Below are 25,472 nucleotides of genomic sequence, written 5' to 3' on the forward strand. Positions count from 1 at the left end.
TGTCCTCGTCAGCATGCGGCCAGTTGAAGCCGAGCATGTCCAGGACCCACTCAAGAGGATCCGGCAACATGAGAGACAAGGTGGAACTCCCCCGTGAAAAAGGTGCAATCAGGCGTGATACGGACGCAGGCGTGCGGAAGGGCTCGTTGCTGAGCCGACACCCTGGAGATCGGAAGCCCTGGTGTTCAGGACCCTGGAGGTCGGAAGCCCTGGGTTCAGGACCCTGGGCTCAGACCCCTGAAGATCAGGACCCTTGGGATCGAAATCCTGAGGTCGGCCCCTGGAGGCCGAAGCCCCAGGGGCCGACTTGTGGCCTCAGCTGCTGGCCGGTCTCCAGGAGACGCGGACCGAGCTTTGGTCATCCTTCGTCGGGTCCTGCCAGGCCCGCTTGTTCTCGACGTGCTGCTTCATCAGCGAGTCGTTGAAGTCCTCGTTCTCCGCATGGTTCCTGGACATCGAGTTCAGCGCCTTGCCGATCTCCTGGAACTTGGCGGCGAGGTGACCCATCGACTCGTACATGCCGTCGCGGACGCCCTCATAGACGACGCCGAACTTCTCGCCGATGTCGTCGTCCCCCCACGGAGGAGCGTCGGCCTTGCTGGCGAACGACGTCAGACCGCTGACGAACTGCTCGCCGAACGACTTCTTCTCCGGCGGCGGCCCCTCCGGGGGCTTGCTCGGCGGACCCGCGCCCAACGCGCTCAGGCCGTCCATGAGCCGCGCCACCGACGAGTCGAAGTCCTCGCCCAGCTTGACGAAGTTCGTACCCTCGGCCTTGAGGCCCTCCACATTGGTCTGGAACCCACCAGCGCCAGCCACAACGTCCCCCGTGCTCGTAATGGTTACCCAATGAGATATTCAAGCCAAAGCTTAACCGGCGGCACCGACAGCTCACCAGGCAGCGGCCGTTGCCCCAGGAGGCGCGCTCAGGTCTCGCTCGGGCGGTAGAAGCGGTGGTAGAGCTCCACCGCCGCCTCCGGGGGGAAATTGGGCAGGAACGTCACGTCTCCGTTGGTCTTGTTGATGGCGACCTGGCTTCCCCCGGGATCGGCCGGCGGGGCGGTGGGGTCCTCGGGCGGCGGCCAGCTGGCGAACACCAGGTAGCCGAGGTCGAATTCGTGGACGAACAGACCGGCGGGGCCGCCGGGCGAGCCGACCTCGGGGAAGTGCTGCCGACCGATTTCCAGCGCCTCGGCCTCGTTCGTCGGCACCGGACGCGGTCCGGCGTCCGCCGGCTCCGGGGGGAGCGGGGGAGGCGTGGGCGGCAGGCCGGGAGGCTGGCTGCCCGTCTGGTCGGAATCGGTCATGGTGTGTCTCCTTTGGTGCTGCTCCTGTCGGCGACCGTCAACTTAACTCACGCGTGAGCGGCCGGATTGGTTCGTGTGAGGTCTCCGCACATCCGAAGCCGGTCAGCTACCCGAAGCCGGTCGGCTATCCGAAGTTGACCAGCGACAGCCAGAACTCCAGCAGGTCCGTATCGCCGACCGTCTCGAAGGCGTCCTCGTCGGTGGAGCGGCGGCCGTAGACGAGCAGCAGCAGGTCCGTCAGGGGTGCGCTGACGGAGACCGCGGCCGGTTCCTGGGCGCGGCGCCAGGCCAGGGTGTCGCCGGTGAGGTCGACGAGCCAGTGGGCGGCCGCCTCCGGCGGGGTGTCCGTGGCGTGGAAGTGCAGTGTGCGGCCGGGGCCGAGGAGGGCACGCCGGTCGGGGTGGTGGTCGAACATCTCCGGGAGCGAGCCCAGTTCCATCCACTCGTCGAGGGCGTCGAGGGCGATGCGCCGGTCGACGGTGAAGTCCGCGCCGAGGGCCAGGGCCGCGTCGGCTCGGTGGATGACCGTCTCGTGGGCCATACGGCGGGCGAAGAAGGCCGGGCTGCCGGACGGGAGCGGGGTCCAGATCCGGGCGTCGGGGCCGGCGTCCCGGAGCGTGTCCGCGAGCAGCCGGGCGCCCTCGGTGAGCCAGCCGGCGAGCTCCTCCGGGGTCCGGTCGGGCTCACGGGGAAGGACGCGCAGCGCGGTGTCGGGCGGCGGCTGGGCGGCCCGGGTGCGGACGATCTCCTCGACCCAGCGATGGGCCTCGCCCAGATGCCGGAGCAGCTGGGCGAGGTTCCAGTCGGGGCAGGAGGGCACGGACGTGGTCAGATCCGTGCGCGCGTCGAGGCAGGAGCTCAGCAGTCCGGCCTCAGCGACGATTTCGGCGCAGTGTCCGTCGTAGTCCATGGCGGCATAGGTGGCTTCCATGACCTCACGGTAGGGCGCGCCACCGACAATCAGCCGCTCCCACATGCGGCTGCCCCCGCCCCTGCCCCCAGTGGCGCCCGCCCTACCCCCGCCCGGCCGCCTCCAGCCGGAACCGCAGCCGGCAGATGACCGCGTCGGTGTCCCGGCGGATCGCGTGGGCGACGACCGCGCCGCGCTGGTTCTGCAGCAGGCGCTGCCACAGGTGGGCGGGCTCGGCCTCCGGGATCAGGACGGTGATCCGGGTGCCGGGCCGCTGGGCCGTCAGGTCGGTGACGTAGTCGGCTATCGGGCGGCCCAGGGAGCGGGTGGCGGAGGGCAGTTCGAGGAGCTCCACGCCGGGGTTCCACAGTTCCCAGTCGCGGCGCAGCGCCTCGGCGGCCGGGCGGTCCTCGGGGGTGCCGTAGGTGACGGTGACCGCGACCACCTCATCGCCCAGGGACACCGCCGCGTTCAGCGCCTCACAGGTCAGCCGGGACAGATGCGAGACGGGGACGATCACCAGGGAGTGGGCGCGGCGCGGCGGCTCGGGGACCCGGCCCAGGCCCAGCCGCTCGCCGATCCGGCCGTAGGCGCGGTGCACCGCTTCGAAGGCGAGGACCAGCAGCGGCAGCGCGACGACGATGAGCCAGGCGCCCTCGGTGAACTTCGTCGCGGTCACGACGACGGCCGAGACGCCGGTGAGCAGCGCACCGAAACCGTTCAGCAGGGCCCTGCCCCGCCAGCCCGGCGAGCGTGCGAGGCGCCAGTGCCGGACCATGCCGACCTGGCAGATGGTGAAGCCGACGAAGACGCCGATGGCGAAGAGCGGGACGAGGGTGTTGACGTCGCCGCCGGAGAAGACCAGCAGGGCCGCGGCGACGGCGGCCAGGGCCAGCACACCGTGGCGGTGGACCTGGCGGTCCGCCTTCAGGCCGAAGACGTGCGGCAGGAAGTTGTCGCGGGCGAGCAGGCCCATCAGGACCGGCAGACCGCCGAAGGAGGTGTTCGCGGCCAGCGCGAGCAGCACCATGGTGGCGAACTGGGCGACGTAGAAGCCCCAGTTGTGGCCGAGCGAGGCGTCCGCGAGCTGGGCGAGGACGGTGACGCCCTCGACCGGCTGGAGGTGGAAGCGGCCGATGAGGACGGACAGGCCGATCAGCATCACGCCGAGCAGGGCGCCGAGCGCGACCTCGGTGCGCTGGGCGCGCTTGGCGGCCGGGGCGCGGAAGGACGGCACCGCGTTCGCGACCGCCTCGACACCGGTCAGCGCCGAGCAGCCGGACGCGAACGCCTTGAGCAGCAGCAGGGCCCCGACCGTGGTGGCGTTGTCCGCGAGGACCGAAGCATGGCCGTCGGCGGTGACGGTGGAGGCGGGCGCGTCGCGGAAGAGGCCGACGACGACCATCGCGAGGACGGCGCCGATGAAGACCGCGGTGGGCGCGATGAACGCCTTCGCCGAGTCGGCGATCCCGCGCAGGTTGATGCCGGTGATCAGGACGAGGACCGCCAGGCAGATCCAGACGCGGTCCTCGTAGAGCGCGGGGAAGGCGGAGGTCAGCGCCGCGACGCCGGCGGTCACCGAGACCGCCACGTTGAGCACGTAGTCGAGGATGAGGGAGGCCGCGGCGACCAGCGCCGTACGGCGGCCGAGGTGGGCCTGGGCGACCGCGTAGGAGCCGCCGCCGTTGGGGTACGCGGCGATCACCTGGCGGTAGGACGCGACCAGGACGGCGAGCAGCGCGGCGATCGCGAGCGTGACCGGCAGCGTGAAGCCCAGGCCGTAGCCGCCCGCCGCGGCCAGGACCAGCACGATCGACTCGGGGCCGTAGGCCACCGACGCCATGGCGTCGAGCGAGAGGGCGGCGAGTCCCTGGAGGGAGGTGAGGCGGTGGCGGGCGTCGGGCTCGGGGGCCTGGACGCCTCCCGGGCCGGTGTCGGCCTCGCGGGGGCGGCCGGGCCGGGTGGTGACCGCGCCGGTGACGGTATCCGGCGGTTCTTCGGGCCGCCCATCGGGCTGGGACACCGTGGACATCTTTCGTCGTACCTCCGTACGGCACCGTGGCCGTATCGCTGTGGCCGTATCGCGGTACGGCACTGTGGTGCGCTGTGCTGGACCAGGCCAGCGTGCGGGCCGCGACGGCCGCCGTCCGCGCCCCTTGGCGGCCCCTTGGCGGGCGAAAGGGTGTTCTTCACGCGTTCTTGACGGGGCGGCGGGCGCTCTCGGGCAGTGCCGCCGGGGAACGCGGCCGGTTCTCGTGTACGCGGTGGCCGCATTTCGGCGTCCGCGTCAACGTCTCGTCATCGCCGCGTCAAGGTTCGAGGGGGCCGCGTCAGCGCCGTGCAAACGCCCCCGGCCGTCCCGCGGCACCGCCCTAGCGTCAACGCATGGGACGGCGACGTGGCCTGGGGCCCGAATTCACGAAGGACGACGGGGACGACGGGGACGACGGAGCGGGCGGGGCCGGCCGGGCCGGTGCCGGAGGGACGGGTGAGACGGATGCGATGGGACGGACGGCGCTGGGAAGAGCCGCGAGGGAACGGACGGCGCTGGGACGGGCCGGGAGGGGACGGGCGGCGCTGGGCAGGGCCGCGGCGGGACGGGCGGCGGCGGACGGACGACGAGGTGTCCGGCCGGCCATCTCTCCACCACCGGTGCGCCGCGGCGAACCCGTCCGGGACCGGACCTGGCTGCCCGAGCTGCGAGCGGCGATCTGGTGCACGGCCGGACTGTTCACCGTCATGCTGCTGGTCGACCTCGCCAACGGGACCCTCGATCCGTGGCGCGCGCTCTGCTGGACGGCCGTCGCGCTGGTGCTGTTCACGGTTCTCTACCCACCACGGGTGACCGCCGGCGCGCACTGGCTGGCCACCCGCGGACCGGTGCGCACCCGCATGGTCCGCACCGATCTGCTCGTCCTGGTCCGCCGCGACGACGGGGTGGCCCCGCGCCTGGTGCTGCGCGACGCCCTGGGCGGCCGGGTGGAGCTGGACCCCGAGGTGCTCATCGCGAACCCGCTGCTGTGGCACCGCCTTGAGCGGGGCGTGCGCCGCTCCCGAGAGCACGGGTGGCTGCGGTGCGGTGCGGTGCCGGTGCAGACGCTGGCGGACCGGATCGATCACGACGGCGCGCGGGCGGTGTTCGAGGCGTCCGGACTGAAGTGAACAACTGGGCAACTCTCGGGCTCAGCCTGTTAGTTGAGCCCCGGTCCGGATCCGGATCCTCCGGATTCCCGCAGATCGCGGAAGCGCACCAGACGGATCCCGCAGAAGTCCTCGGGGCCCTCCGCCATGTCGAAGAAGGCGGCGATGATCCAGACCAGCACGAAGAGATAGCCGCCCAGCCATCGGCGGAACAGCCGCGGCAGCCGCGGACGGCTGGCGTCCGTTTCGCGGATCACACGGGTGCGGACGGCGAACTTGCCGATGCTCGCACCGCCGATGCGCGTCAGCACGACGTGGTTGAGGAACGAGAGTCCGAAGCCGGCGCCGAGAGCGGCGTAGAAGCCCTGCAGGTCCGGCAGAGCGGCGCGATCGGCGGCGCGCAGCGCGATGAGCGCGGCGCCCAGGGCGAGCAGCCCGTCGAGGAGGACGGCGCCGAGCCGCCGCATGTCGCTGGCCTCACGGGGGATGTGCGGGGTGGCGGCCACCGGAGGGTGCGCCTGGTGCGGAGCGGGCTGCTGGTACGGGCCCGGCTGCTGCTGGTACGGCTGCTGCTGGTACGGGTGCTGCGGACCCTGCTGTGGGTACGGACCCGGCTGTGGGTACTGCCCCTGCTGTGGGTACGGACCCGGCTGTGGGTACGGCCCCTGCTGCGGATGCGTCCCCTGCTGTGGGTACGGCTGCTGGTGCGGATAGGGCTGCTGCTGGTAAGGCTGATGCGCCTGTTGCTGAGCGGGCTGCTGATACGGATGCGGGGGCGGCGGGGCCTGCTGCCCAGGCCGGTGCTGCGGGGCGGACTGCTGCTCGTACATGAATCCGGATTTTTTCATGCCGTGCGGGTCGGCGTTCGCGGTCCCGTCCGTCAGTGCGTCACCCTCCTTCGGCCAGGCGCTTGATGGCCGCGAGCCGGGTGTCCCAGGTGGCGGCCACCCGGTCCATCCACCGGGCGGTGACGCCGAGTTGCTCCGGCCGGACCCGGTAGCGCGCCTCCCGGCCCTCGCGGTGTCCGGCGACCAGCCCGGCCCGGTCCAGGATCCCCAGGTGCTTGACGATGGCCTGCCGGCTGACGGGCAGTTCGGCCGCCAGGACCGTGGCGGTCGCCTCGCCGTGCGCGGCGAGGGCGTCGAGTATCCGGCGGCGGGTCGGGTCCGCGAGCGCGGCGAACACCTCCGCCACGGCGTCCGCGCCCGCCCCGGAATCCCGGCCCTGGGGCGCCCCGGACTCCCGGCCCGCGCCCGCTCCTTCGTCCGTCGTCATGCCGCGAGCCGCTCCGCGTACTGCTTGATGTTCTCGGCCTGGCCGGTCCAGCCTGCGGAGTGGCTCTCGTATCCGGCGGTCGGCATCCGCTCCTCGGGGATGGCGATCTCCTCGAAGCCGGTCTCCACGACACGCAGGCGGGTGCCGTCGCCCTCCGGCGTGAGCGTGAACTCGACGAGGGTGGAGTTGCCCTCGACCGCCACCTCCCCGGGGTGGGCGCTGGCCCAGCGGTACGAGAAGTAGTGCGGCGGGTCGACCTTCACGATGGTGGTCGGGAACTGGCCGTACTCGCCGTGGTCGAGGTGCATGATGCCGCCCGGCCGGAGATCGATCGGGGCGGGCTCGCCCTGGCCGAACCACGCGCCGACGTGCTCGGGCTCGGTCAGCACCGCCCAGACCCGTTCCACGGGCGCGGCGATGCTGATCTCCCGCTCGATGCGGTTGCGGTCCTCACCGGTGGCGTGGGCGCTCTGCGTGCTCATGGGGTGGTCCTCCTGTCGCGCTCTTCCTGTTGCTTCGCGCATCCTTCTTACGTGCTACCCAATGGTTGCACGTAAGAAGAGGAGGTGCAACCGCACGGTTGCGGATCGCCCCGGTCCGGTCGCCCGGCGCCCGCTCGGCCCCGCCCGCTCAGCCCCCCGCCCGCACCCGCACCCGGTACGCCGGTACCGAGACCTCCGGATCGTCCAGGCATTCCCCCGTCGCCAGGTCGAAGCGCTGCTTGAGCAGCGGCGACGCCACGAACGGGCGGCCCCCGGCGGAGCCCGTCAGTCCGCGGGAGAGGACCTGGGCGCCGGTGAACGGATCGCGGTTGCCGATCGCGTAGATCTGGCCGGAGCGGTCCACGAAGAGCGCGGCCTGGGTGCCGTCGGGCAGGAGGGCGGCGACGCCGCGCCCCGGGGTGAGCGCGTTCAGCGTGCAGACCGCGAGCCAGTCGCCCTGCGGGCAGTGGACCTCGACCGTGCCGACCGCCGCGGCGACGGCAGCGGGAGCGGTTGCGGTGGTCATCGGACTGGTCGTCACAGTGGTCATCAGACAGAGGTCCCTTCCAGAGTGCGTACTGCCAAGGTCGGCCCGGCCAGCAGCGTCAGGTCCGGCTTGACCTGGTCGCGCTCCGGTACGAAGCGGACGGACGGGTCCGGGGCGTCGGGCGCGTTGACGAAGGACACGAAGCGGGCCAGCCGCTCGGGGTCGGCGAGGGTCTCGGACCATTCGTCGCGGTAGTGGGTGACATGGGCGGCCATCAGGGCCTCCAGTTCGTCGCACAGGCCCAGGGAGTCGTGGACGACGACATCGCGTACGTGGTCCAGGCCGCCCTCGATCCGCTCCAGCCATGTGGAGGTGCGCTCCAGGCGGTCGGCGGTGCGGATGTAGAACATCAGGAAGCGGTCGATCAGCCGGATCAGCTCGGCGTCGTCGAGGTCCTGGGCGAGCAGGTCCGCATGGCGCGGGGTGGCCCCGCCGTTGCCGCCGACGTACAGGTTCCAGCCGTTCGCCGTGGCGATCACACCGAAGTCCTTGGACTGGGCCTCCGCGCACTCCCGCGCACACCCGGAGACCGCGGACTTCAGCTTGTGCGGGGCGCGCAGCCCCCGGTAGCGCAGCTCCAGATCGATCGCCATACGGACCGAGTCCTGTACGCCGTAGCGGCACCAGGTCTCGCCGACGCACGACTTCACGGTGCGCAGCGCCTTGCCGTACGCATGCCCCGACTCGAAGCCCGCGTCCACCAACCGCGCCCAGATGACCGGCAGCTGATCGACCCGGGCACCGAACAGGTCGATCCGCTGACCTCCGGTGATCTTGGTGTAGAGACCGAAGTCGCGGGCCACCTCGCCGATGACGATGAGCTTCTCCGGGGTGATCTCGCCGCCCGGGATGCGCGGGACGATCGAATACGACCCGTTCTTCTGGAGGTTGGCGAGGAAGTGGTCGTTGGTGTCCTGAAGGGCCGCCTGCTCGCCCTGGAGGACATAGCCGTCGGCGCCGACCGCCGGTGCGAGGGAGGCGATGACCGAACCGATCGCCGGCTTGCAGATCTCACAGCCCTCGCCGCCGCGCGCCTCTTCCCGGCCGTGCTCGTCGAGCAGCTGGGCGTAGGAGGCGATCCGGCGGACCCGGACGATCTCGTACAGCTCGGCGCGGGTGTGCGGGAAGCACGCGCACAGGCTCTGGTCGCCGCTGTCCGGCAGCAGCTTGCCGATCATCTTCACGCAACTGCCGCACCCGGTACCGGCCTTGGTGCACTGCTTGACCTCGGGAAGGGTCTCACAGACCTGGATGGCGTCCTTGGTGACGTTGTGGCAGCTGCAGATCACCGCGTCGCCGGGCAGCGCGTCCGGGCCGAGCGCGGCGGGCGCGCCCGCGCCGGCGGGCAGCACCAGCTGCTCGGGCGCCACCGGGGGAACGGTGCCGGTCAGCGGGCGCAGCATGCCGTACGCGTCGGCGTCGCCGACCAGCACACCGCCCAGCAGCTCGCCCTCGGCGCCGATCACCAGCTTCTTGTAGACGCCGCTGCGCGCGTCGGAGTACACCACGTCCAGGCAGCCGTCGGCGGCGCCGTGCGCATCACCGAACGAGGCCACGTCCACACCGAGCAGCTTGAGCTTGGTGGACAGATCGGCGCCGGTGAACCCGGCGAGCTGCCCGGAGCCGTCGCCGAGCCGCTCCGCGAGGGCGCCGGCCGTCACCCGCGCCATGTCGTAGCCCGGTGCGACCAGGCCGTACACCCGGCCGTCGACGGCCAGCGCGCACTCGCCGATCGCGTACACCGCCGGGTCGTCGGTCCGGCACTGCTCGTCGATGATGATGCCGCCGCGCCGGCCGACCGGCAGCCCGCAGTCCCGGGCGAGCTGGTCGCGGGGGCGGACCCCGGCGGAGAAGACCACCAGGTCGGTCTCGATACGGGAGTCGTCGGACAGCCCCATGGCGGTCACCGCACCCGCCTCGTCGGCGACGATCTCCTTGCCGCCGACGCCGGTGTGCACCTGCAGGCCCATCTCCTCGATCCGGCGGCGCAGCGCACGGCCGCCGCCCTCGTCGACCTGCAGCGCCATCAGCCGCGGCGCGAACTCCACGACGTGGGTGCGCAGCCCCAGCCCCTTGAGCGCGCCGGCCGCCTCCAGGCCGAGCAGGCCGCCGCCGACGACCACACCCGTGCGGGAGTTCTTGGCGTACTCCTCGATGGCCAGCAGGTCCTCGATGGTGCGGTAGACGAAGCAGCCCGCGCTGTCCTTGCCGGGCACCGGAGGCACGAACGGATACGACCCGGTGGCCAGCACCAGCGTGTCGTAGCGGACGGTCAGCCCGGAGCGGGCGGTGACCGTGCGGGTCGTGCGGTCGATGGCGGTGGCCGGGTCGCCGAGGTGCAGCTCGATGCCGTGCCGGGCCATGAAGTCCGGATCGGCAAGGCTCAGCTCCTCCGGGCTGCGGCCGGCGAAGTACGAGGTCAGCTGGACCCGGTCATAGGCCGGGCGGGGCTCCTCACACAGGACGACCACCCGTGCGCGCTCGGTGACACCGCGGTCGGCCAGCTCCTCCAGGAAGCGCTGGCCGACCATGCCGTGGCCTATGAGAGCGATGGTGGGGATCGTGCCGGGTGCGGCGTCGGGGTGCGGGTGAGTGGTGGTCATGCTCGTCAGCGTGCGGTCCGGCTGTTACCCGCCCGCATCTGCTCTGTTTCCCGGGCGGAACGCTGCCCTCAGAACACGCCCGGCCGCCGTGTGAGGCTCCGACCGCCCCGCCCCGTCACCCCGGCCCGGATCAGCCGCCCAGGGTCGCCGGGCACAGCCGGCGCGGCTCGTGGTCCGTACGCAGCCGGGCATCGACACAGCCGCCCGGCAGGCCCGCATGCGCCCGGGTGCCGAAGTTCGCGGTGACGGTCAGCGTGCCGTCGCCGAAGACCGTGCGCTGCACCGTGCGGTCGCCGGTCAGCCACCGGAAGGACGTCATGCGCTCGGTGCCGGCGGCGCGGTGCAGCGGCGAGAAGTACTTCTGCAGCGCGGCCAGCCGCGGCCCGTTGCGGATCAGCGTCGGCCCGTCCAGGACATGGTTGAGCGGGGTGTTGTAGAGCATCGCGAGCAGCGCCCGGGTGGTCTGCTGGTCCGGCAGCTTCTCGTACGACAGCTCCCAGCGCTCGACGTTGACCAGGGAGCCGTGCAGCGCGGTCTCGTACAGGGGCACGCGGTACCGCGGGTCGTACATGGCCTTGGCCAGCTCCGCGGGCAGCCGGACCGGCTTGAAGAAGGCCGTCGGGGCCTTCTGGGGGTAGTAGCCGCCCCAGTTCTCCTTGTCGCGCTCCAGCTTCCACAGCCCGTCGGCGACCGGGGTGCCCGACCCGTGGTCGTAGGCCAGCACCTCGTTCGCCCAGGACTGGGCGGACTCCGAGCCCAGGACGAGGCCCTTCGACAGCCGACGCATGCGAGCCAGGCGCATCGCGCGGTCGTCCGCCTTGGTCATCTCGTGCCCCGCCCCGTGATCGCGGAACAGCTCGCCCGTCGCGTCGACGTCGAGGAAGTAGCTGTCCGCGCCGTTGGCGACCATCGAGCGGGTGCGGTCGGCGAGGTAGTGCCGGTCCGGCTCGGCCTGCTCGAAGGCCCGCGAGCTGAGGTAGCAGCCGCGGCCGCCGAACCCGGTCTGCGGGCTGCCGTCCGCCTTGCGCACACAGAAGTCGGGGTAGACCCGGCCGGGCCAGACCGAGGTGGGGCTGTCCGCGGCCTTGGGGTCCTGCCCGTTGGCGAAGGTGTCGTACGGACCGACGAGATAGCCGGCGTTCTTGGCGGCCCGCACCGCCGCGGCGTTCATCGGGCCCGGCCCGGAGTCGTACCCGAGCCACATCCGGTCCACGCCGAGCCGCCTGAGCCTGTCGACCCCGGCCGCGGTACGGGCCTCGCCCCACACATAGGCGTGGAACGCCCCGAGCAGCTTCGCGGTGGCCGGATTCTGCCGGATCTTCCGACGCAGGCTGCCGAGCCGCCCGTGCTGGGAGAGGTAGGAGCGGTAGTCGGCCGCGGGCGCCACCGGGTCGCCGTCGGTGAGGGCGAAGGTCACCTCGTAGTCACGGGTGCCCTCACCCGCGTCGAAGGCGTGCGTGGCGGTGGCCCGCAGCCGGCCCTCGGTGGAGGCGAAGCGCAGCGAGGTACCGATATCGGTGGGCGTGAGGTAGCTGACGCCGTACCGGCCGCCGGAGCCGTCCGCGCCACCGCCCATGGAGAAGCCCCACAGGGGAAGCGACAGTTCGCCGCCGACGTCGACCGTGCTGCCGGCCAGCCCGCCCTTCTCGGCGGCGGAGTTCCACCACGCGTCCCGTACGGGGATGTCCAGCCCCTCGCCGCGCGGCAGCTGCACCGCGGAGGCGGCCCGGTCGGTGCCGGTCACCGGCCAGCCGACCGAACCGTCACGGTCCGCACGCAGCCTGATCCGCAGCCGCCCGCGCTCCGCACCGGCCGTCACGCTCAGCCCCTTGGCGGGGTAGCTCCAGCGCGCGCCGCCGGCCGTACGCGTCACCGGCCCCGGCTTGCCGAGCCCGCCGCCGGCCGCCTCGGACAGCACCATCCGCCGCCCGTCGCCGGTGCGCGCGGTCACCGCGAGGGAGTCGGTGTCGATGACGGCGGTACCGCCGCCGACGGGCAGTTCGAGGCGGCTGCCCTTCAAGGTGCCCGCGGCGGCACTGTCGCATCCGGAGACGCCGAGCGCGGTCGCGGTGAGCGCGAGGGAGGCGGCCAGCGCGCGGGTGCCGGCGCGGCGGCTACGGCCGTTCCTCCGCGGGGAGTTGGGGAGATCGGGTGTCATGGGGACTGGATAGTCCCCCGGCATAAGAGGCTTCTAAGAACCCGACCGAGAACCGGATCGAGATCCCGACCGAGATCCCGACCGAGATCCCGGCTGAGATCCCGGCTGAGATCCCGGCTGAGAACTTGGCCGAGAACCTGACTGAGAACCCTGCTGACCTGTGTCACCGACCGGCCGCACCGGCCGCGGCCTGCGGGTCCGGCAGGGCATGCCCCACCAACCTGACCGCGGGCTGAGGACCAAGGAGGCCGATGCCTTCCCCGTTGGCGGGTCGTTCGGCCTTCAGCCGGCCGCCCGTGACAGCCGCGCCCGCTCCTCCTCGTCCGTGAACCCGCCCTGCAACGGCGGTTCACCGCGCTCGACGTCCCAGGCCAGCACGTCGGCCGCGGTCACCTCCAGCGGAGTCGACGGCATGCCCGCCGCCCGCGCGCGGGCCGAACTGCGCTGCTGGGTCGACCAGTCGGGACGGACCAGCGGGAAGAACATCGGCAGATCGTCATCCGGTACCCGGACGATCTCGACCTCCGTACCCGCCACCCGCGCACAGGTCGCGATGAGCCCACCGAGCGTGGTCGGCTCGGCGGGCCCCACCGCATGGAACGCCCCCGGCCGATCGTCGACGAGCAGTCGCACCACCAGGCGGGCCAGATCGCGCGAGTCGATGATCTGCACCGGCTGTGCGGGATCGGCGGGCAGCGCCACCCGCCCGCCGCGGGCGGCCCGGCGCACCCAGTAGACGAAGGAGTCCGCCGTGTCGAACGGCCCCGCCACCTTGCCGGGACGCACGATCGTCGCCCGCTCGCCGTACCGGGCCAGCACATCGTCCTCGCAGGCCACCTTGCAGGGGCCGTAGGTGGCCTCGGTCAGCTCCTCGGTGTCGCGTACCGGCGCCCGGCGCGGGGTGTCCTCGTCGGAGCCCGGACCCACCCCCGCCCGCTGGTACACCGCATGGCTGGAGACGAACAGATACCGCCCGACCCGGTCGCCCAGCGCCTCCATCGCCTGCCCGACGTGCCGGGGGACGTATCCGCTGACATCCACGACCGCGTCCCAGGCGCCGTCGCCCAGCGCGCCGTAGTCACCGGTGTCCCGGTCGCCGATCAGCCGGGGCACCCCGGGGAACAACTCCGGGCCGGTCTTCCCCCGTCCGAACAGCGTCACCTCGGCCCCGCCGCGCAGGGCCTCCTCCACGATGGCGCGGCCCACGAACGACGTACCGCCGAGAATCAGAAGGCGCATGGACGACGACACTACCGATCACGCACATCCACGGGCGCGCACATTTTCAGCCCTTCGGAGGCCGCGTCGTCGTCATACCGCCACCGTCATACCGCCACCGTCACACCGCCGTCGTCACACCGCGCTCAGCCGCCTCGTCGCCAGCTCCGCGTACATCGTCGCGCCGTCCGCCAGCACCGCATCGTCGAACTCGGCGAGCGGCGAATGGTTGTTGGGACTGCGCTCGTGGTCGGCACCGGCCGGCGGGGCACCGAGCAGGATCATCGCGCCCGGCACCTCGGCCAGCACGCGGGAGAAGTCCTCCGCACCCGCCAGCGGCTGCGTCATCGGCGCGAACCGCTCCTCGCCCAGCACCTCGCGGACCGCGTGCGCCGCGAAGTCCGCCTCCGCGTGGTCGTTGACGGTCACCGGGTACACCTCCGCGAAGTCCGCGTCCACCCCCACCTCGTACGCCGCCGCGATACCCCGGCACACCTCCACCGTGCCGTCCTTGACCCGCGCCTGGGCGGCGTCCGAGAAGCTGCGGACGGTCGCCTCGAAGACCGCGGTGTCCGGGATGACGTTCTGCTGCGTACCGGCGTGGAACGTGCCCACCGTCAGCACCACCGGATCGAAGACGTCGAAGGTACGGGTGATCCACGCCTGCAGCGCCGTCACCATCGCACACGCCGCCTGCACCGGGTCCTTGGCACGGAACGGCATCGAGCCGTGCCCGCCCGCGCCGCGCACCGTCACCCGCAGCACATTGGACGCCGCCAGCGCCGGCCCGCCACGGGTGCGGAAGACGCCGCCGGGCAGCCCCGCGGACAGCACATGGAGCGCATACGCCGCGGCCGGCCGCTGTCCCGCCGCGTCCAGCAGCCCCTCGTCCAGCATGTGCCGCGCGCCGTCGTGGCTCTCCTCGCCGGGCTGGAACATGAACAGCACATCGCCCGCCAGCCGGTCGCGGTGCGCGCTGAGCAGCTTGGCCGCGCCGGCGAGCATCGCGGTGTGCAGGTCGTGACCGCAGGCGTGCATCCGGTCGTTGTCGGCGGCGAAGTTCAGGCCGGTACGTTCGGCGACGGGCAGCGCGTCCATGTCCCCCCGCAGCAGCACGACCGGGCCGGGCCGCCCGCCGCGCAGCACCGCGGTGACGGAACTGAGCCGCTCGCCGGTGCTGACCTCCAACGGCAGGCCGTCCAACTCGGCCAGCACCGCCTCCTGCGTACGGGGGAGGATGAGCCCGGTCTCGGGAATCCGGTGCAGCGAGCGGCGCAGCCGTACGAGGTCGTCGGCGAGGCCGCGGGCGTCGTCGCGGAGGTTCACTGGAGCTCCCTTCAGGCGGGGAACTCCCCGCGCTTGATGGCCGTGACGAATGCATTCCACTCGCCGGCGGGGAATATGAGCGCGGGACGGTCGGGGTTCTTGCTGTCACGGACGGGGACGAGGCCGTGGGGGGCGGTGAGGGAGCGGGAGAATTCGAGGCAGGCTCCGCCGTTGCCTTCGCTGTAGGAGGACTTGACCCAGGCGAAGTCGCGGGAGAATTCGAGGCATTCTCCGCCGTTGCCCTCGCTGTAGGACGACTTGATCCACTTGGCGGTGGCGAGATCCAAGTCGGGGATCATGCTCGGTACTCCTTCAGCAGATTCTTGATCAGGGCCAGTGATTGATCCGGGGCCAACGCATGCGCCCTGAGAAGATCGTAGTCATCCAAGGCCGCATCGACCGTTTGTGCGGAGTCATGCATCCTGCCTCCTACCCGGGTCTCCGTGTACAACACAGCGGGGGAGCCTGGGAAGCGCAGCACGGTGAACGGCATTGTGGACGTGGCAGGGATTCCCACTGAGAACCTCATGACCTGGAGCTCGACTTGCGGTGATGCGGCCACCTTCGTCAGATAGTCGAGCTGTCCAGCCATGACTTCGGCTCCACCGACCACGTTTCGCAGACACGCCTCATGCAGGATGACCCACAGGAACGGTGGGATCTCTCGCTCGAACACCTCGCGCCGCCGTAGCCGAGCGGCCACCTTGTCCTCGATCGCCTCCACGCTTGCACGGGGGTTGGATACGCGGAAGACGGTCCGTGAGTAGTCCTCTGTCTGGACGATGCCCGTGACGAGGTTCGTCGAATAGGCGAGTATCCGCGATGCCTTCTTCTCCAAGTTCAGGTACGGGACGAACCAACTCGGGTGCTCCCCCTCATCGATCCTCTTCAGCAACCCCGCGAATAACTCACCTGTCCCGAACACGGTGTCGCAGCCCTTGGCGAACTTCGCGCTGGGCCTGGGAAGCAGGGTCCCGGACTCGACCTTGCTGACGTACCCCTCGGAGTAGCCCGTCGCCTTGCCCAGATGCTTCTGCGTGATCTTGCGGGCCAGGCGGACCTGTCTGATGTCGCGACCGAAGCGCTGCAGGGGATTCAAGTGCTCGGGTGGGGTCGTCTCGTCCAACGCTATGACCTCTCGCCATGTGAGCGCACGTCGGAATCGCGGCAGGCCGCATCCTTGAGCGCTGCCCGTTCAAGCACCCCCACTCTATTGCCCGTCGCGTTGTCCATGTGACCGAATGACTACATCTGGTTACGCGCAACTCCCCTCAGGAGATGGCCCCATGACAGACCCAAAGGACACCGCCCGACTCCTGCCGTGGTCGAGCCCCGAAGGCAAGCGCTGCCTGCTCGTGGGTGACGGCACCGGGTACGTGTCCCGGATGGCCGACGACCTCGATGAAGCCCAGCTCGAACTCGCCCTGGAGCTCATCGGCGAGTCGCGGCGCATCCTCGACGGACGCAGGTGGACGCCCGGTGAAATCCACCTGCTGGCCGTCGAGTTGACCGACGCGCTCGCCCAGGTGCACCGCGTCGCGAAGAGCCGGGACCCACGCCGTACCTGAACCGCCCGATCACGCGCGGCCGGTCAACGCGGCCGGTCCAGCTGCGCCATGTCCGCGTCCGTCAGGGCGATTCCCGCCGCCGCCAGGTTCTCGTCGAGGTGCACGGGCGACCCCGTACCGGGGGTGGGCAGCAGCACGGGGGAGCGGTGCAGCAGCCAGGCCAGTGCGATCTGCCCGGTACTCACCCCGTGCCGGGCGGCGACCGCGTCGAGCGCCTCACCCAGCGCCTCGCCCGCGCCGCCCGTCAACGCGCCATTGCCCAACGGGAACCACGGCAGGAAGGCCGTGCCGCGCTCCTCGCACAGCTCCAGTACGTCCTCCGAGGCGCGGTCCATCAGGTTGTAGCGGTTCTGGACGGACGCGATGGGTGCCAGCTCCTGCGCCTGCCGCAGCTCCGCCGCGCTGACGGAGTCCAGCCCGATGTGCCGGACCTTGCCCTCCCGCTGGAGTTCCTGCAGCGCGCCCAGCTGGTCGGCCATCGGCACCTCCGGGTCCAGCCGGTGCAACTGGTAGAGGTCGATGGTCTCGGTGCGCAGCCGGCGCAGGCTCGCCTCGCACATGGCGCGCAGCCGCTCCGGTCGTCCCTCGATGTGCCAGACGTCGGGACCGGTCCGCACCACCCCGCCCTTCGTCGCGATCACCAGCCCCTCCGGGTACGGATGCAGGGCCCGCGCCACCAGCTCCTCGGCCACGTCCGGGCCGTAGTTGTCGGCGGTGTCGATCAGCGTCACCCCGCGCTCCACGGCCTGCCGCAGCAGGGCGACGGCGCGCTGCGGATCGTCGTGCCGCGGCCCCCAGTAACCGGGCCCGACGAGGCCGCCCGTCCCGAACCCCAGCCGCCGGACCGGCAGTTCCCCGCCGACGCGGAAGTCGGCACCGCCCTCCCGGGGTCCGGCACCGCCCTCCCGGGGTCCGGCACCGCCCTCCCGGGGTCCGGCACCGCCCTCCCGGGCACCGCCCTCGCCCGCCCGCGAACCGGTGCCCCTCCGGGGCGAGGTGTCAGCAGTCTCAGCATCCATATTCCTGAGCCTAGAGCGGTGCGCGGTTCGTAAGATCGCCCGGTGCCCCCTGACATATCGCTCTTCGCCCTGACTCTGCTCTGCCTGGCCGCCCTCGCGGCGGGCTGGATCGACGCCGTGGTGGGCGGTGGCGGACTGCTGCTGCTCCCCGCTCTACTGGTCGGCCTCCCGCACACGCCCGCCGCCTACGTCCTGGGCACCAACAAGTCCACCGCCATCGTGGGCACCACCGCCGCCGCGGTCACCTACGTCCGCAAGGCGCCCATCGACCTCCGCACGGCGCTGCGCATCGGCCTCGCCGCGGTCGCCGGCTCGCTGGCCGGGGCGTTCTTCGCGGCCGGGATCAACAGCGAGGTGCTGCGTCCGCTGATCATGGCGGTGCTGCTGGCGGTGCTCGCGTTCATCCTCTTCCGCCCGGCCTTCGGGACCGCGCCCGCGCCGTCGGGGCCGGTCACCCGGCGGCGGGTGCTGGCGGCCGTCCTCATCGCGGGCCTGGGCATCGGCTTCTACGACGGCCTGATCGGGCCGGGGACGGGCGCGTTCCTCGTCATCGCGCTCGCCGCCGTACTGCACATGGACCTGGTCACCTCGTCCGCCACCGCCAAGGTCGTCAACGTCTGCACCAACGTCGGCGCGCTGACCATGTTCGCGATCCAGGGCACCGTGCTGTGGCAACTCGGTGCGCTGCTGGCGCTGTTCAACCTCGTCGGGGGGATGGTCGGCGCGAGGATGGCGCTCAAGCGCGGCGCCGGGTTCGTCCGCGGGGTGCTGGTGGTCGTGGTCGTCGCCCTGCTGTGCAAGCTGGCGTACGACCAGTGGCTCGCGGTCTGAGGAAGCTCTGGCGCGCGCATGCCCATGCCCATGGTCGTGGGCATGGTCGTGGTCATGGGCATGCTTCTATGCGCAGCCAGGTGTTGGCGGCGCGGAGCCAGAGGGTGCCGTCACGGCCCTGGCCGCAGTGCATGACGACTCGACCGGGTACGCGAAGCCGGTGGCGGCCGGTCACTGCCCAGGTGGCGCCGTGGAGCTCGGCGCGGATGAGTTCGACGGACCGCTTGTTGCGGTCCCGGCGGGTCAGTACCGCCCGGTTGCCGCGGACCGCGAATCCGTCCGGTCCGGGGACGGGGCTGGGGTAGCTGACCACGTCGCCGGTGGACGGGGTGATCCGGGTCAGGAACGTGCCGCCTTGCTGCTGCCGGAGTACCAGACGAGCCAGACCTGTTCGTCCTCGGTCGCGGCGGTGCAGCCCTGCAGCGGGTGATCGGGCAGCCGCCCCTCGGGAGCCCAGACTGCCCGACCCCGGGTGTTCCCACCCGCCAGGCCCGCCCCCGACTCGGCGTGACCGCCGTAGACGCCTTCGTCGCCGTGCGCCGTCCAGATGCCGCCGTGGACGTCGGTGACCAGGGCAGGGAGCAGGGACTGCATAACATTCAGAAAAATCTGAATACTCGAAAGCTCGAAAGCTCGCCCGGCGGCGGGGCTCGGGCGACGCGCCGTCGAGTGCATCCCTGGGCGCTGTCGCGTGGCGCGCTCGACGACTACACTCCGAGGGAACTGATTACTCTCCGTAATCGTTGCCGTATATGGAAGTGAGGAGGCGCCGGGCAAGGCGGCACAGATCCAAGGCCCAAGTGGCGCACCGCGCAAGGCAGTAGCGAAGAGAGGGAGGTGGTGGCTACGACTACTTCCGCGCCGCCCTCGCCCCCGCCCTCGCCGTCGTACCCGCCCCTGTCCCCGCTCCTGCGCCCGCCCCCGCCGGGACCGCCCGGTGGGCCCGCGCCGGCACTTCCGTCACGGCCGTCAGCAGCACCGCCGAGTCCTCGATGGCCTGCAAGCCGTGTCGCTCGTGCGGGATCGCGGCGACTTGACCCGCCTTCAGCTCCAGGCCGCCGCCGGGCCCGGTCAGCCGGACGCGACCGTGCAGCACCTGCAGGCTCGCTGCCGGTGGCGCGTTGTGCTCGTCCAGCGCGGCACCGGCGATCAGGGCGATCACGGTTTGCCGCAAGGGTCCGTCGTGCAGGAAGAGGTGGGCGCTGCGCCCGTGGGCGGAGGCCCGGGCGTCGTCGAGTTGGTGGCGGGTGAGTGTGGAGAGGTCATCCATGATGCTGCCCTTTCGCATCCGTGGCGGCGGGCTTCCCCTCCATCGTTGCCGTTGCGCGGGTGGACGCAACCGGGGAATCGGCCCCGGGCGAACTGGGGGGCCAGCCCGGGGCGAACTGGGGGGCCGACCCCGAGCGAACCGAGGCACCGCCCGGGGTGAACCGAGGGACCAGCCGGGGGTGAACTGGGGGACCGGCCCGGGGGGGGGGACGGGGGGCCAGCCCCGAGTGAACTGGGGGCCAGGCCCGGGCGAACCGGGGAGTCGGCCCGGGAGAACCGGGGAGTCGGCCCGGGCGAACCGATGCACCGGCCCCGGGCGAACCGGGGCACCAACCCCGATCGAACCCGGGGAGCCAACCCCGAGCGAACTGGGGGGCCAGCCCCGAGCGAACCGGGGAATCGGCCCCGGGCGTCCGGGTGCATACCGGGGCAGGGCGGCCCGTCACTTACGCGATGATCATCGCGGTCCGTACGATGCGGCCCGGGACGTTCCTCGTGGCACGTCCCGGCGTCCCGCGCCCCCCACTGCGAATGTCCCCCCACTGCGAAGGATGCGCCACCGTGGCCGACCCCACAGCCCTGAGCGAACCGTCCGGACCGCCTGAACCGGCCGGGCAGGGCACAGGATTCCTGACCGTCATGACGACCACCGACAGCGAGGAGAAGGCCGAGCGGTTGGCGCGCGAGGCGATCGCGGCCAGGCTCGCCGCCTGTGCGCAGATCAGCGCGCCGGTGACCTCCGTGTACCGCTGGGACGGTGCGGTCGAGACCAGCCGGGAGTGGCAGGTCCTTTTCAAGACGACGCAAGCGCGCTACGCGGAGCTGGAGGGCTATCTCCTCCAGGCGCACGACTATGACACCCCCGAGATCATCGCCACCCCGATCATCCGCGGCGGCGCCGACTACCTGTCGTGGGTCGCGAAGGAGACGAGCTGACGTGGCACGGGACAACGGCATGACTCCGGGCAACAACCACACGGCGGCGGGTAGCGGCCACATGGCTCCGGGCGGCGGCGATACGACGTCGGCCGGTGCGGAGCGGGGTGGGTCCGTGGGGCGTGCCCGACGGCGCTGGACCAGGGCGGCGACCGCCGTGATCGGCATGGCGATGTGCCTGGTCGTCGCCCCCATCGGCCATGCCTCCGACGGCGGCCCGGGCCCCTCGGACAGCAGCAGTCCGAGCCCCGCCCCCGTCTTGGGCAGCCGGGACGCCGCCGCCTACTGGACCCCCGAGCGCATGGCCGCCGCGGCCCCGGCCGACGAGGCTCCCGCGGCCGACGGCGACACCCCGGACCAGTCGACGCCCGCCGCCCCGCCGGAAGACGGCACGCCGAGTCAGTCGCCGACCACCCCGGACGGAGGGGACGCGCCGAGCCAGCCGCCCGCCGCCCCGCCCGCAGCCGAGACGCCGAGCCAGTCGCCCACCACCCCGGCCGGAACGGATACGCCCGGCCAGCCGTCCGCCGCCCCGCCCGGCAAGGACACCCCGGATCAGGCCCCCACCACCCCGCCCGCGTCCGGCAGCCCGGACCGGCCCAGCGACTCCACGGCGGCCCAAGTCCCGGCCACCGCCCGGCACTTCGACGGAATCCCGTCCGTCGGCGTGCTGTTCTCCGTCGACAAGGACGCCCGCGCGCACCACTGCACCGCCAGCGTGGTGCACAGCCGGCACCGCAACCTGATCCTCACCGCCGGGCACTGCAACCCGGGCGCCCGCGCCGCCTTCGTCCCGCAGTACCGTTCCGGCGCGCAGACCCAGCCGTACGGCGTCTGGGCGATCACCAAGTCCTTCGCCTACCCCGAACGCGGTACCACCGGCGACAAGGCCGACCTCGACTTCGCCTTCGCCACCGTCGCCCCGGCCGAGGACGGCCGCTCCCTGGAGGAGGTCACCGGCGGCAACATCCTCACGGCGACGCCCGGTTACACCAACGACGTCACCGTCATCGGCTATCCCAAGGTCAACAACGACCCGGAGGACCGCGCCGTACGCTGCGACACCCGCAGCTCCCGGCTCGCCGGCACCCGTCAACTCCGCATGGAGTGCGGCGGCTTCTCCGGGGGAACCTCGGGCGGCCCCTGGCTGACCGACCTCGACGAGGAGACCGGGACCGGCCGGATCATCGGCCTGATCGGCGGAGTCAACGGCGGCGGCCCCAAGGGCCCCGACCACGACCGGATCTCCTACAGCCCGTACTTCGGGGGCAAGATCCTCGCCCTCTACACGCGCGCGTCACAGGCGTAGTCGAGGGGCTCGTAGTCCACGGAGGGGGCAAGGGACGGGAGGGGCCGTCAGGGGCGGTGCACGGTTCGCGGAAATCCGAATCGGGTATCGCCCCGGTGCCTCTAATGTGGCGCGGTGACGACTCAGGTGATCGTGCTCAATGGTGGTTCCAGCTCGGGGAAGTCCGGGATCGTCCGGTGCCTGCAGGCGGTCCTGCCCGATCCGTGGCTGGCCCTCGGGACGGACACGCTGGTCGAGGCGATGCCGGCGGCCATGCAGGCGTCGGACGCCGGCATCGAGTTCGCCCCGGACGGCGAGGTGACCGTCGGCCCGGAGTTCCGCACGCTGGAAGCGGCATGGATCGAGGGCGTCGCCGCGATGGCCCGTGCGGGCGCCCGGGTCATCGTCGACGAGGTCTTCCTCGGCGGAGCGGGCTCACAGCGGCGCTGGGTCAAGGCCCTGGACGGACTGCGGGTGCTGTGGGTCGGCGTCAGGTGTGACGGCGCGATTGCCGCAGGCCGTGAGGTCGCGCGCGGTGATCGGACCATCGGGATGGCCGCGTCCCAGGCGGATGTGGTCCACCAGGGCGTGGTCTACGACCTGGAGGTGGACACCGCGCAGGCCGAGTCGATGGAGTGCGCACGGGCCATCGCCGCACTTGTCGGGTGATCCGGGGCTGCTACCCAAGGCGGTCGAGTCCGCCGGCTCCCTGTCCACCGTCGCCGCCGCAGACCTGCGCGGCCGACTTCGGCTGTCCCAACGGGTGAAGAGCTACGGCCCCTCCGTCCCGGCCCCGGCGCGCAGTGCCTCCGCCACGCCCGTCTCGCGCGGCCCCAGGAAGTGCGGATCGGGCCGCAGCAGTGCGTCCGCCGCCGCCTTCCCGGCCGCGAAGAGCTCCCGGACACCGCCGTACGCCCAGGTCACATCGCGCTTGGCGGCCACTCCGACCCCGTACGAGTCGATGCCGGCCGCCGTGCACAGGGACAGTGCCCGCCGGATGTGGAAGCCCTGGCTGACCAGCACCGCCCGGTCGACGCCGAAGATCCGGTGGGCGCGGCTGCAGGAGTCCCAGGTGTCGAAGCCCGCGTAGTCGCTGACGATCTTCCGGGCCGGGACGCCGTGGCGCAGCAGATAGGCGCGCATCGCGTCCGGTTCGTCGTAGTCGCGCCGGCTGTTGTCGCCGGTGACCAGGACCGCGCGGACCCTGCCGCGGTCGTAGAGCTCGGCGGCGGCGTCCAGCCGGTGGGCTAGGTACGGGGACGGCTCGCCGTTCCACAGGCCCGCGCCGAAGACGATGGCGACCGGCGCGGCGGGCGCGTCGGCGACGGTGCGCACCCGGGGACCCCCGGTGGCGTTCATCCAGGTCGCGGGCGCCAGGGCGAGCACCGTCGCGATCACCGTCACCTGGTATGCGCGGCGCCACTCGCGCCGGGTCCGTGGCAGCCGCACGCGGCGCACCCCGCCCCGTATCCGCCGCATCAGCCCTCGCATCCGCCGCCCCTGTCCCGATCGCATCCGATCACGTCCGGTCGTGATCGATCCTGCAGGCTGCGACGCCCACGGGCCGGTGATGGTTGCAGGGGGCGCCCGACCAGTGAGGTGGCGCGGGGTCTGCCCGGTGGTGGCGGGACGGGGTGCCCGACCAGTGAGGTGGCACGGTGGCCTGGCATCGTGGCAGGAGAAGCACCGAGCCCGGAGAGGAACGCGCCACCATGACCACCGAGCCCGAGCGGCTGCCGTTCTTCGTCTACGGAACGCTGCGCCCCGGCCAGGCCCATCACGCCCGCATCCTGCGCGGCCGCACCGCGCGCGAGGAGCCGGCCCGGATCGCCGGCGCACTGCTCTACGACGGCCCCGGATACCCCTACGCCGTCACCGGGCCCCCGGACGCGGCGGTGCACGGCGCCCTCGTCCTGCCCCGCGACGCCGACTACGACGAGGTGTGCGCGACGCTGGACCGGCTGGAGGACTACGCCCCCGGCGACCCGCGGAACCTCTACGAGCGGGTGGTCACCGAAGCCGAGTGCCCGGACGGCCGGACCGTACGGGCCTGGGTCTACCTGGCCGCCGCGCCGCTCGCCGCCCGGTTGCGCGCCACCGGCACCCCCATCGACGGCGGTGACTGGCTGCGCGGCACGGCGGCGGCGCACTCCCCGTAGCCACGGCGGCCGTCCCCCTGGCCACGACGGTGCACTCCCCCTGGCCACGGTGGCGCATGCCCCGTAGCCGCGAGGCATCCCAAGCCGGCGGCCGGTACCGCCGCGGGCCCCGCCCGCACCCCGGATAGCCTGGACAGACAAATCCTCCGACCCCTCCAGGACCGGCAATCGCTCCGGGGCCGGCGGCACCTCCCGGACCGACGGCTCCCCTCGTGGCGGGCCCCTTCCGTACCCCTCCCGTATCCCGTCTCCCGTACCCCTTCCGAACCGCAGAACAGGTGTAGACCGCGTGGCTTCCTCCCCGTCCCTCCCCCCGTCCGCTCCCTCCGCCGCGTCCGCTCCCGGTCCGTGGCCCAAGGCGGAGCTGCATCTGCACATCGAGGGCACGCTGGAACCCGAGCTGGCCTTCGCGCTCGCCGAGCGCAACGGCGTCACGCTGCCGTACGCCACCGAGGACGAGCTGCGCCGCGCCTACTCCTTCGCCGATCTGCAGTCCTTCCTGAACCTCTACTACGCGCTGATGGCCGTACTGCGCACCGAGGACGACTTCGCCGACCTCGCGGACGCCTACCTCGCCCGCGCCAAGGAGCAGGGCGTACGCCACGCCGAGATCTTCTTCGACCCCCAGGCGCACACTTCCCGCGGCGTCCCGGTCGGTACGGTCGTCGACGGACTGGCCCGCGCGCTGGACCGCGCCCAGGAGACCTACGGCATCAGCACCCGCCTGATCATGTGCTTCCTGCGCGACGAGAGCGCCGAGTCGGCCCTGGCGACGTTCGAGGCGGCCCGCCCGCACCTGCACCGGATCACCGCCGTCGGCCTGGACTCGGCCGAGGTCGGGCACCCGCCGGCCAAGTTCAAGGAGGTCTTCGCGCTGGCCCGCGAGGCCGGGCTCAAGTGTGTGGCGCACGCGGGGGAGGAGGGGCCCGCCGCGTATGTGTGGGAGGCCCTGGACGTCCTCGGGGTGGACCGGATCGACCACGGCGTGCGCTGCATGGAGGACGAGCGGCTGGTGGCCCGTCTGGTGGCGGAGCAGGTGCCGCTGACCGTCTGCCCGCTGTCGAACGTGCGGCTGCGGGTCATCGACGACCTCGCCGACCACCCGCTGCCCGCGATGCTGGACGCCGGGCTGCTGGTGACCGTCAACTCCGACGACCCGGCCTACTTCGGCGGCTACGCGGACGACAACTTCACCGCCGTACGCGACGCCCTCGGGTTCGACGCGGAGACCCTGCGCACCCTCGCCCGCAACTCCTTCCGGGCGTCCTTCCTCGACGAGGCGACGCGCGAGAGGTATCTGGCGGAGGTCGACGCGCACGCGACGGGTGCGTAACGGGCGGCGCGCACCACAACGCCGCAGGCACAGGTGGCGCGCGCTCCGCACGCACACCCGGGGCGGCCCCGGCGGCAGCCGTACGGAACACGGAGTTACCCG

General features: G+C 72.1%; 28 protein-coding genes. 9 read left to right on the plus strand and 19 right to left on the minus strand.

Annotated features, from left to right (window positions below; all coding sequences use genetic code 11):
- Positions 1–315 precede the first annotated feature (315 nt).
- From ACZ4NB_RS25050 to ACZ4NB_RS25065, 4 genes are all read right to left on the minus strand, one after another.
- Positions 316–819, minus strand: coding sequence for a hypothetical protein (locus ACZ4NB_RS25050; RefSeq protein ID WP_467664898.1), 504 nt, complete (start codon positions 817–819; stop codon positions 316–318).
- Between the two features lie 107 nt (positions 820–926).
- Positions 927–1,307, minus strand: coding sequence for a hypothetical protein (locus tag ACZ4NB_RS25055; RefSeq protein WP_467664900.1), 381 nt, complete (start codon positions 1,305–1,307; stop codon positions 927–929).
- Between the two features lie 124 nt (positions 1,308–1,431).
- Positions 1,432–2,238 (minus strand): maleylpyruvate isomerase family mycothiol-dependent enzyme, encoded by an 807-nt coding sequence (locus ACZ4NB_RS25060; RefSeq protein WP_467664902.1) that lies wholly within the window; start codon positions 2,236–2,238, stop codon positions 1,432–1,434.
- Between the two features lie 82 nt (positions 2,239–2,320).
- Complete coding sequence (locus ACZ4NB_RS25065) at positions 2,321–4,249, minus strand: APC family permease (RefSeq protein WP_467664904.1); 1,929 nt, start codon at positions 4,247–4,249, stop codon at positions 2,321–2,323.
- A gap of 353 nt (positions 4,250–4,602) precedes the next feature.
- Between ACZ4NB_RS25065 and ACZ4NB_RS25070 the strand changes: the two genes are divergently transcribed.
- Positions 4,603–5,379: a hypothetical protein gene (locus ACZ4NB_RS25070; protein WP_467664906.1), complete on the plus strand. Its 777-nt coding sequence runs from the start codon at positions 4,603–4,605 to the stop codon at positions 5,377–5,379.
- Positions 5,380–5,408: 29 nt separating this feature from the next.
- On the opposite strand, the gene ACZ4NB_RS25075 is transcribed toward ACZ4NB_RS25070, so the two are convergent.
- Positions 5,409–5,864 carry an RDD family protein gene (locus ACZ4NB_RS25075; RefSeq protein WP_467664907.1) on the minus strand — a complete coding sequence of 152 codons (456 nt, stop codon included), beginning with the start codon at positions 5,862–5,864 and terminating at the stop codon, positions 5,409–5,411.
- A gap of 15 nt (positions 5,865–5,879) precedes the next feature.
- On the opposite strand from ACZ4NB_RS25075, the gene ACZ4NB_RS25080 reads away from it, so the two are divergent.
- Entirely contained in the window at positions 5,880–6,272 is a 393-nt protein-coding gene (locus tag ACZ4NB_RS25080; RefSeq protein ID WP_467664909.1) for a hypothetical protein, read from the plus strand.
- Here the strand turns inward: ACZ4NB_RS25080 and ACZ4NB_RS25085 are convergent.
- The 9 genes from ACZ4NB_RS25085 to ACZ4NB_RS25125 form a co-directional block, all read right to left on the minus strand.
- Entirely contained in the window at positions 6,247–6,552 is a 306-nt protein-coding gene (locus ACZ4NB_RS25085; RefSeq protein WP_467665194.1) for an ArsR/SmtB family transcription factor, read from the minus strand. The genes ACZ4NB_RS25080 and ACZ4NB_RS25085 overlap by 26 nt on opposite strands.
- A 77-nt stretch (positions 6,553–6,629) precedes the next feature.
- The gene (locus tag ACZ4NB_RS25090; protein ID WP_467664911.1) at positions 6,630–7,115 is read right to left on the minus strand and encodes an SRPBCC family protein; all 486 of its coding nucleotides are present in this window, start codon (positions 7,113–7,115) and stop codon (positions 6,630–6,632) included.
- A gap of 148 nt (positions 7,116–7,263) precedes the next feature.
- Positions 7,264–7,665, minus strand: a complete 402-nt coding sequence (nirD, locus tag ACZ4NB_RS25095; RefSeq protein WP_467664912.1) for a nitrite reductase small subunit NirD — start codon at positions 7,663–7,665, stop codon at positions 7,264–7,266.
- Positions 7,665–10,265, minus strand: a complete 2,601-nt coding sequence (gene nirB, locus ACZ4NB_RS25100) for a nitrite reductase large subunit NirB (protein WP_467664914.1) — start codon at positions 10,263–10,265, stop codon at positions 7,665–7,667. The genes nirD and nirB overlap by 1 nt, the downstream gene beginning before the upstream one ends.
- Positions 10,266–10,395: 130 nt before the next feature.
- Positions 10,396–12,423 (minus strand): glycoside hydrolase, encoded by a 2,028-nt coding sequence (locus ACZ4NB_RS25105; protein ID WP_467664916.1) that lies wholly within the window; start codon positions 12,421–12,423, stop codon positions 10,396–10,398.
- Between the two features lie 282 nt (positions 12,424–12,705).
- A complete protein-coding gene (locus ACZ4NB_RS25110) occupies positions 12,706–13,662 on the minus strand; it encodes an NAD-dependent epimerase/dehydratase family protein (protein ID WP_467664918.1) in 957 nt (318 codons plus the stop codon).
- 114 nt (positions 13,663–13,776) lie between these two features.
- Positions 13,777–14,967: a M20 metallopeptidase family protein gene (locus tag ACZ4NB_RS25115; protein WP_467664920.1), complete on the minus strand. Its 1,191-nt coding sequence runs from the start codon at positions 14,965–14,967 to the stop codon at positions 13,777–13,779.
- Positions 14,968–14,978: 11 nt separating this feature from the next.
- Positions 14,979–15,266, minus strand: coding sequence for a DUF397 domain-containing protein (locus ACZ4NB_RS25120; protein ID WP_467664922.1), 288 nt, complete (start codon positions 15,264–15,266; stop codon positions 14,979–14,981).
- On the minus strand, positions 15,263–16,093 hold the full coding sequence (locus tag ACZ4NB_RS25125; protein ID WP_467664924.1) for a helix-turn-helix domain-containing protein: 831 nt from the start codon (positions 16,091–16,093) through the stop codon (positions 15,263–15,265). The genes ACZ4NB_RS25120 and ACZ4NB_RS25125 overlap by 4 nt, the downstream gene beginning before the upstream one ends.
- A gap of 160 nt (positions 16,094–16,253) precedes the next feature.
- On the opposite strand from ACZ4NB_RS25125, the gene ACZ4NB_RS25130 reads away from it, so the two are divergent.
- Positions 16,254–16,535 carry a hypothetical protein gene (locus ACZ4NB_RS25130; protein WP_467664926.1) on the plus strand — a complete coding sequence of 94 codons (282 nt, stop codon included), beginning with the start codon at positions 16,254–16,256 and terminating at the stop codon, positions 16,533–16,535.
- A gap of 23 nt (positions 16,536–16,558) precedes the next feature.
- On the opposite strand, the gene ACZ4NB_RS25135 is transcribed toward ACZ4NB_RS25130, so the two are convergent.
- Positions 16,559–17,554: an aldo/keto reductase gene (locus ACZ4NB_RS25135; protein ID WP_467664928.1), complete on the minus strand. Its 996-nt coding sequence runs from the start codon at positions 17,552–17,554 to the stop codon at positions 16,559–16,561.
- Between the two features lie 42 nt (positions 17,555–17,596).
- Here ACZ4NB_RS25135 and ACZ4NB_RS25140 point away from each other — a divergent pair, with 42 nt between their 5' ends.
- Positions 17,597–18,385 (plus strand): sulfite exporter TauE/SafE family protein, encoded by a 789-nt coding sequence (locus ACZ4NB_RS25140; RefSeq protein ID WP_467664930.1) that lies wholly within the window; start codon positions 17,597–17,599, stop codon positions 18,383–18,385.
- A gap of 52 nt (positions 18,386–18,437) precedes the next feature.
- Here the strand turns inward: ACZ4NB_RS25140 and ACZ4NB_RS25145 are convergent, their stop codons facing one another.
- The 3 genes from ACZ4NB_RS25145 to ACZ4NB_RS25155 all read right to left on the minus strand — a co-directional run bounded on the left by ACZ4NB_RS25145 (position 18,438) and on the right by ACZ4NB_RS25155 (position 19,655).
- Positions 18,438–18,698: a hypothetical protein gene (locus ACZ4NB_RS25145; protein WP_467664932.1), complete on the minus strand. Its 261-nt coding sequence runs from the start codon at positions 18,696–18,698 to the stop codon at positions 18,438–18,440.
- Between the two features lie 26 nt (positions 18,699–18,724).
- Positions 18,725–18,979 carry a hypothetical protein gene (locus ACZ4NB_RS25150; protein ID WP_467664934.1) on the minus strand — a complete coding sequence of 85 codons (255 nt, stop codon included), beginning with the start codon at positions 18,977–18,979 and terminating at the stop codon, positions 18,725–18,727.
- A 256-nt stretch (positions 18,980–19,235) separates the two neighbouring features.
- Complete coding sequence (locus ACZ4NB_RS25155; protein ID WP_467664936.1) at positions 19,236–19,655, minus strand: cupin domain-containing protein; 420 nt, start codon at positions 19,653–19,655, stop codon at positions 19,236–19,238.
- A gap of 560 nt (positions 19,656–20,215) precedes the next feature.
- Here ACZ4NB_RS25155 and cutA point away from each other — a divergent pair.
- The 3 genes from cutA to cpt all read left to right on the plus strand — a co-directional run bounded on the left by cutA (position 20,216) and on the right by cpt (position 22,547).
- Entirely contained in the window at positions 20,216–20,590 is a 375-nt protein-coding gene (cutA, locus tag ACZ4NB_RS25160; RefSeq protein ID WP_467664938.1) for a divalent-cation tolerance protein CutA, read from the plus strand.
- A gap of 1 nt (position 20,591) precedes the next feature.
- Positions 20,592–21,899 carry a trypsin-like serine peptidase gene (locus ACZ4NB_RS25165; protein ID WP_467664940.1) on the plus strand — a complete coding sequence of 436 codons (1,308 nt, stop codon included), beginning with the start codon at positions 20,592–20,594 and terminating at the stop codon, positions 21,897–21,899.
- 114 nt (positions 21,900–22,013) lie between these two features.
- Positions 22,014–22,547: a chloramphenicol phosphotransferase CPT gene (cpt, locus tag ACZ4NB_RS25170; protein ID WP_467664942.1), complete on the plus strand. Its 534-nt coding sequence runs from the start codon at positions 22,014–22,016 to the stop codon at positions 22,545–22,547.
- A 102-nt stretch (positions 22,548–22,649) separates the two neighbouring features.
- On the opposite strand, the gene ACZ4NB_RS25175 is transcribed toward cpt, so the two are convergent.
- On the minus strand, positions 22,650–23,357 hold the full coding sequence (locus ACZ4NB_RS25175) for a SanA/YdcF family protein (RefSeq protein ID WP_467665196.1): 708 nt from the start codon (positions 23,355–23,357) through the stop codon (positions 22,650–22,652).
- Positions 23,358–23,590: 233 nt separating this feature from the next.
- On the opposite strand from ACZ4NB_RS25175, the gene ACZ4NB_RS25180 reads away from it, so the two are divergent.
- Both ACZ4NB_RS25180 and ACZ4NB_RS25185 read left to right on the plus strand, forming a co-directional pair.
- Positions 23,591–24,037, plus strand: a complete 447-nt coding sequence (locus ACZ4NB_RS25180; RefSeq protein ID WP_467664943.1) for a gamma-glutamylcyclotransferase family protein — start codon at positions 23,591–23,593, stop codon at positions 24,035–24,037.
- A gap of 289 nt (positions 24,038–24,326) precedes the next feature.
- Complete coding sequence (locus ACZ4NB_RS25185; RefSeq protein ID WP_467664945.1) at positions 24,327–25,370, plus strand: adenosine deaminase; 1,044 nt, start codon at positions 24,327–24,329, stop codon at positions 25,368–25,370.
- Positions 25,371–25,472: the final 102 nt, after the last annotated feature.

Source organism: Streptomyces sp. NPDC026575 (assembly GCF_055567415.1).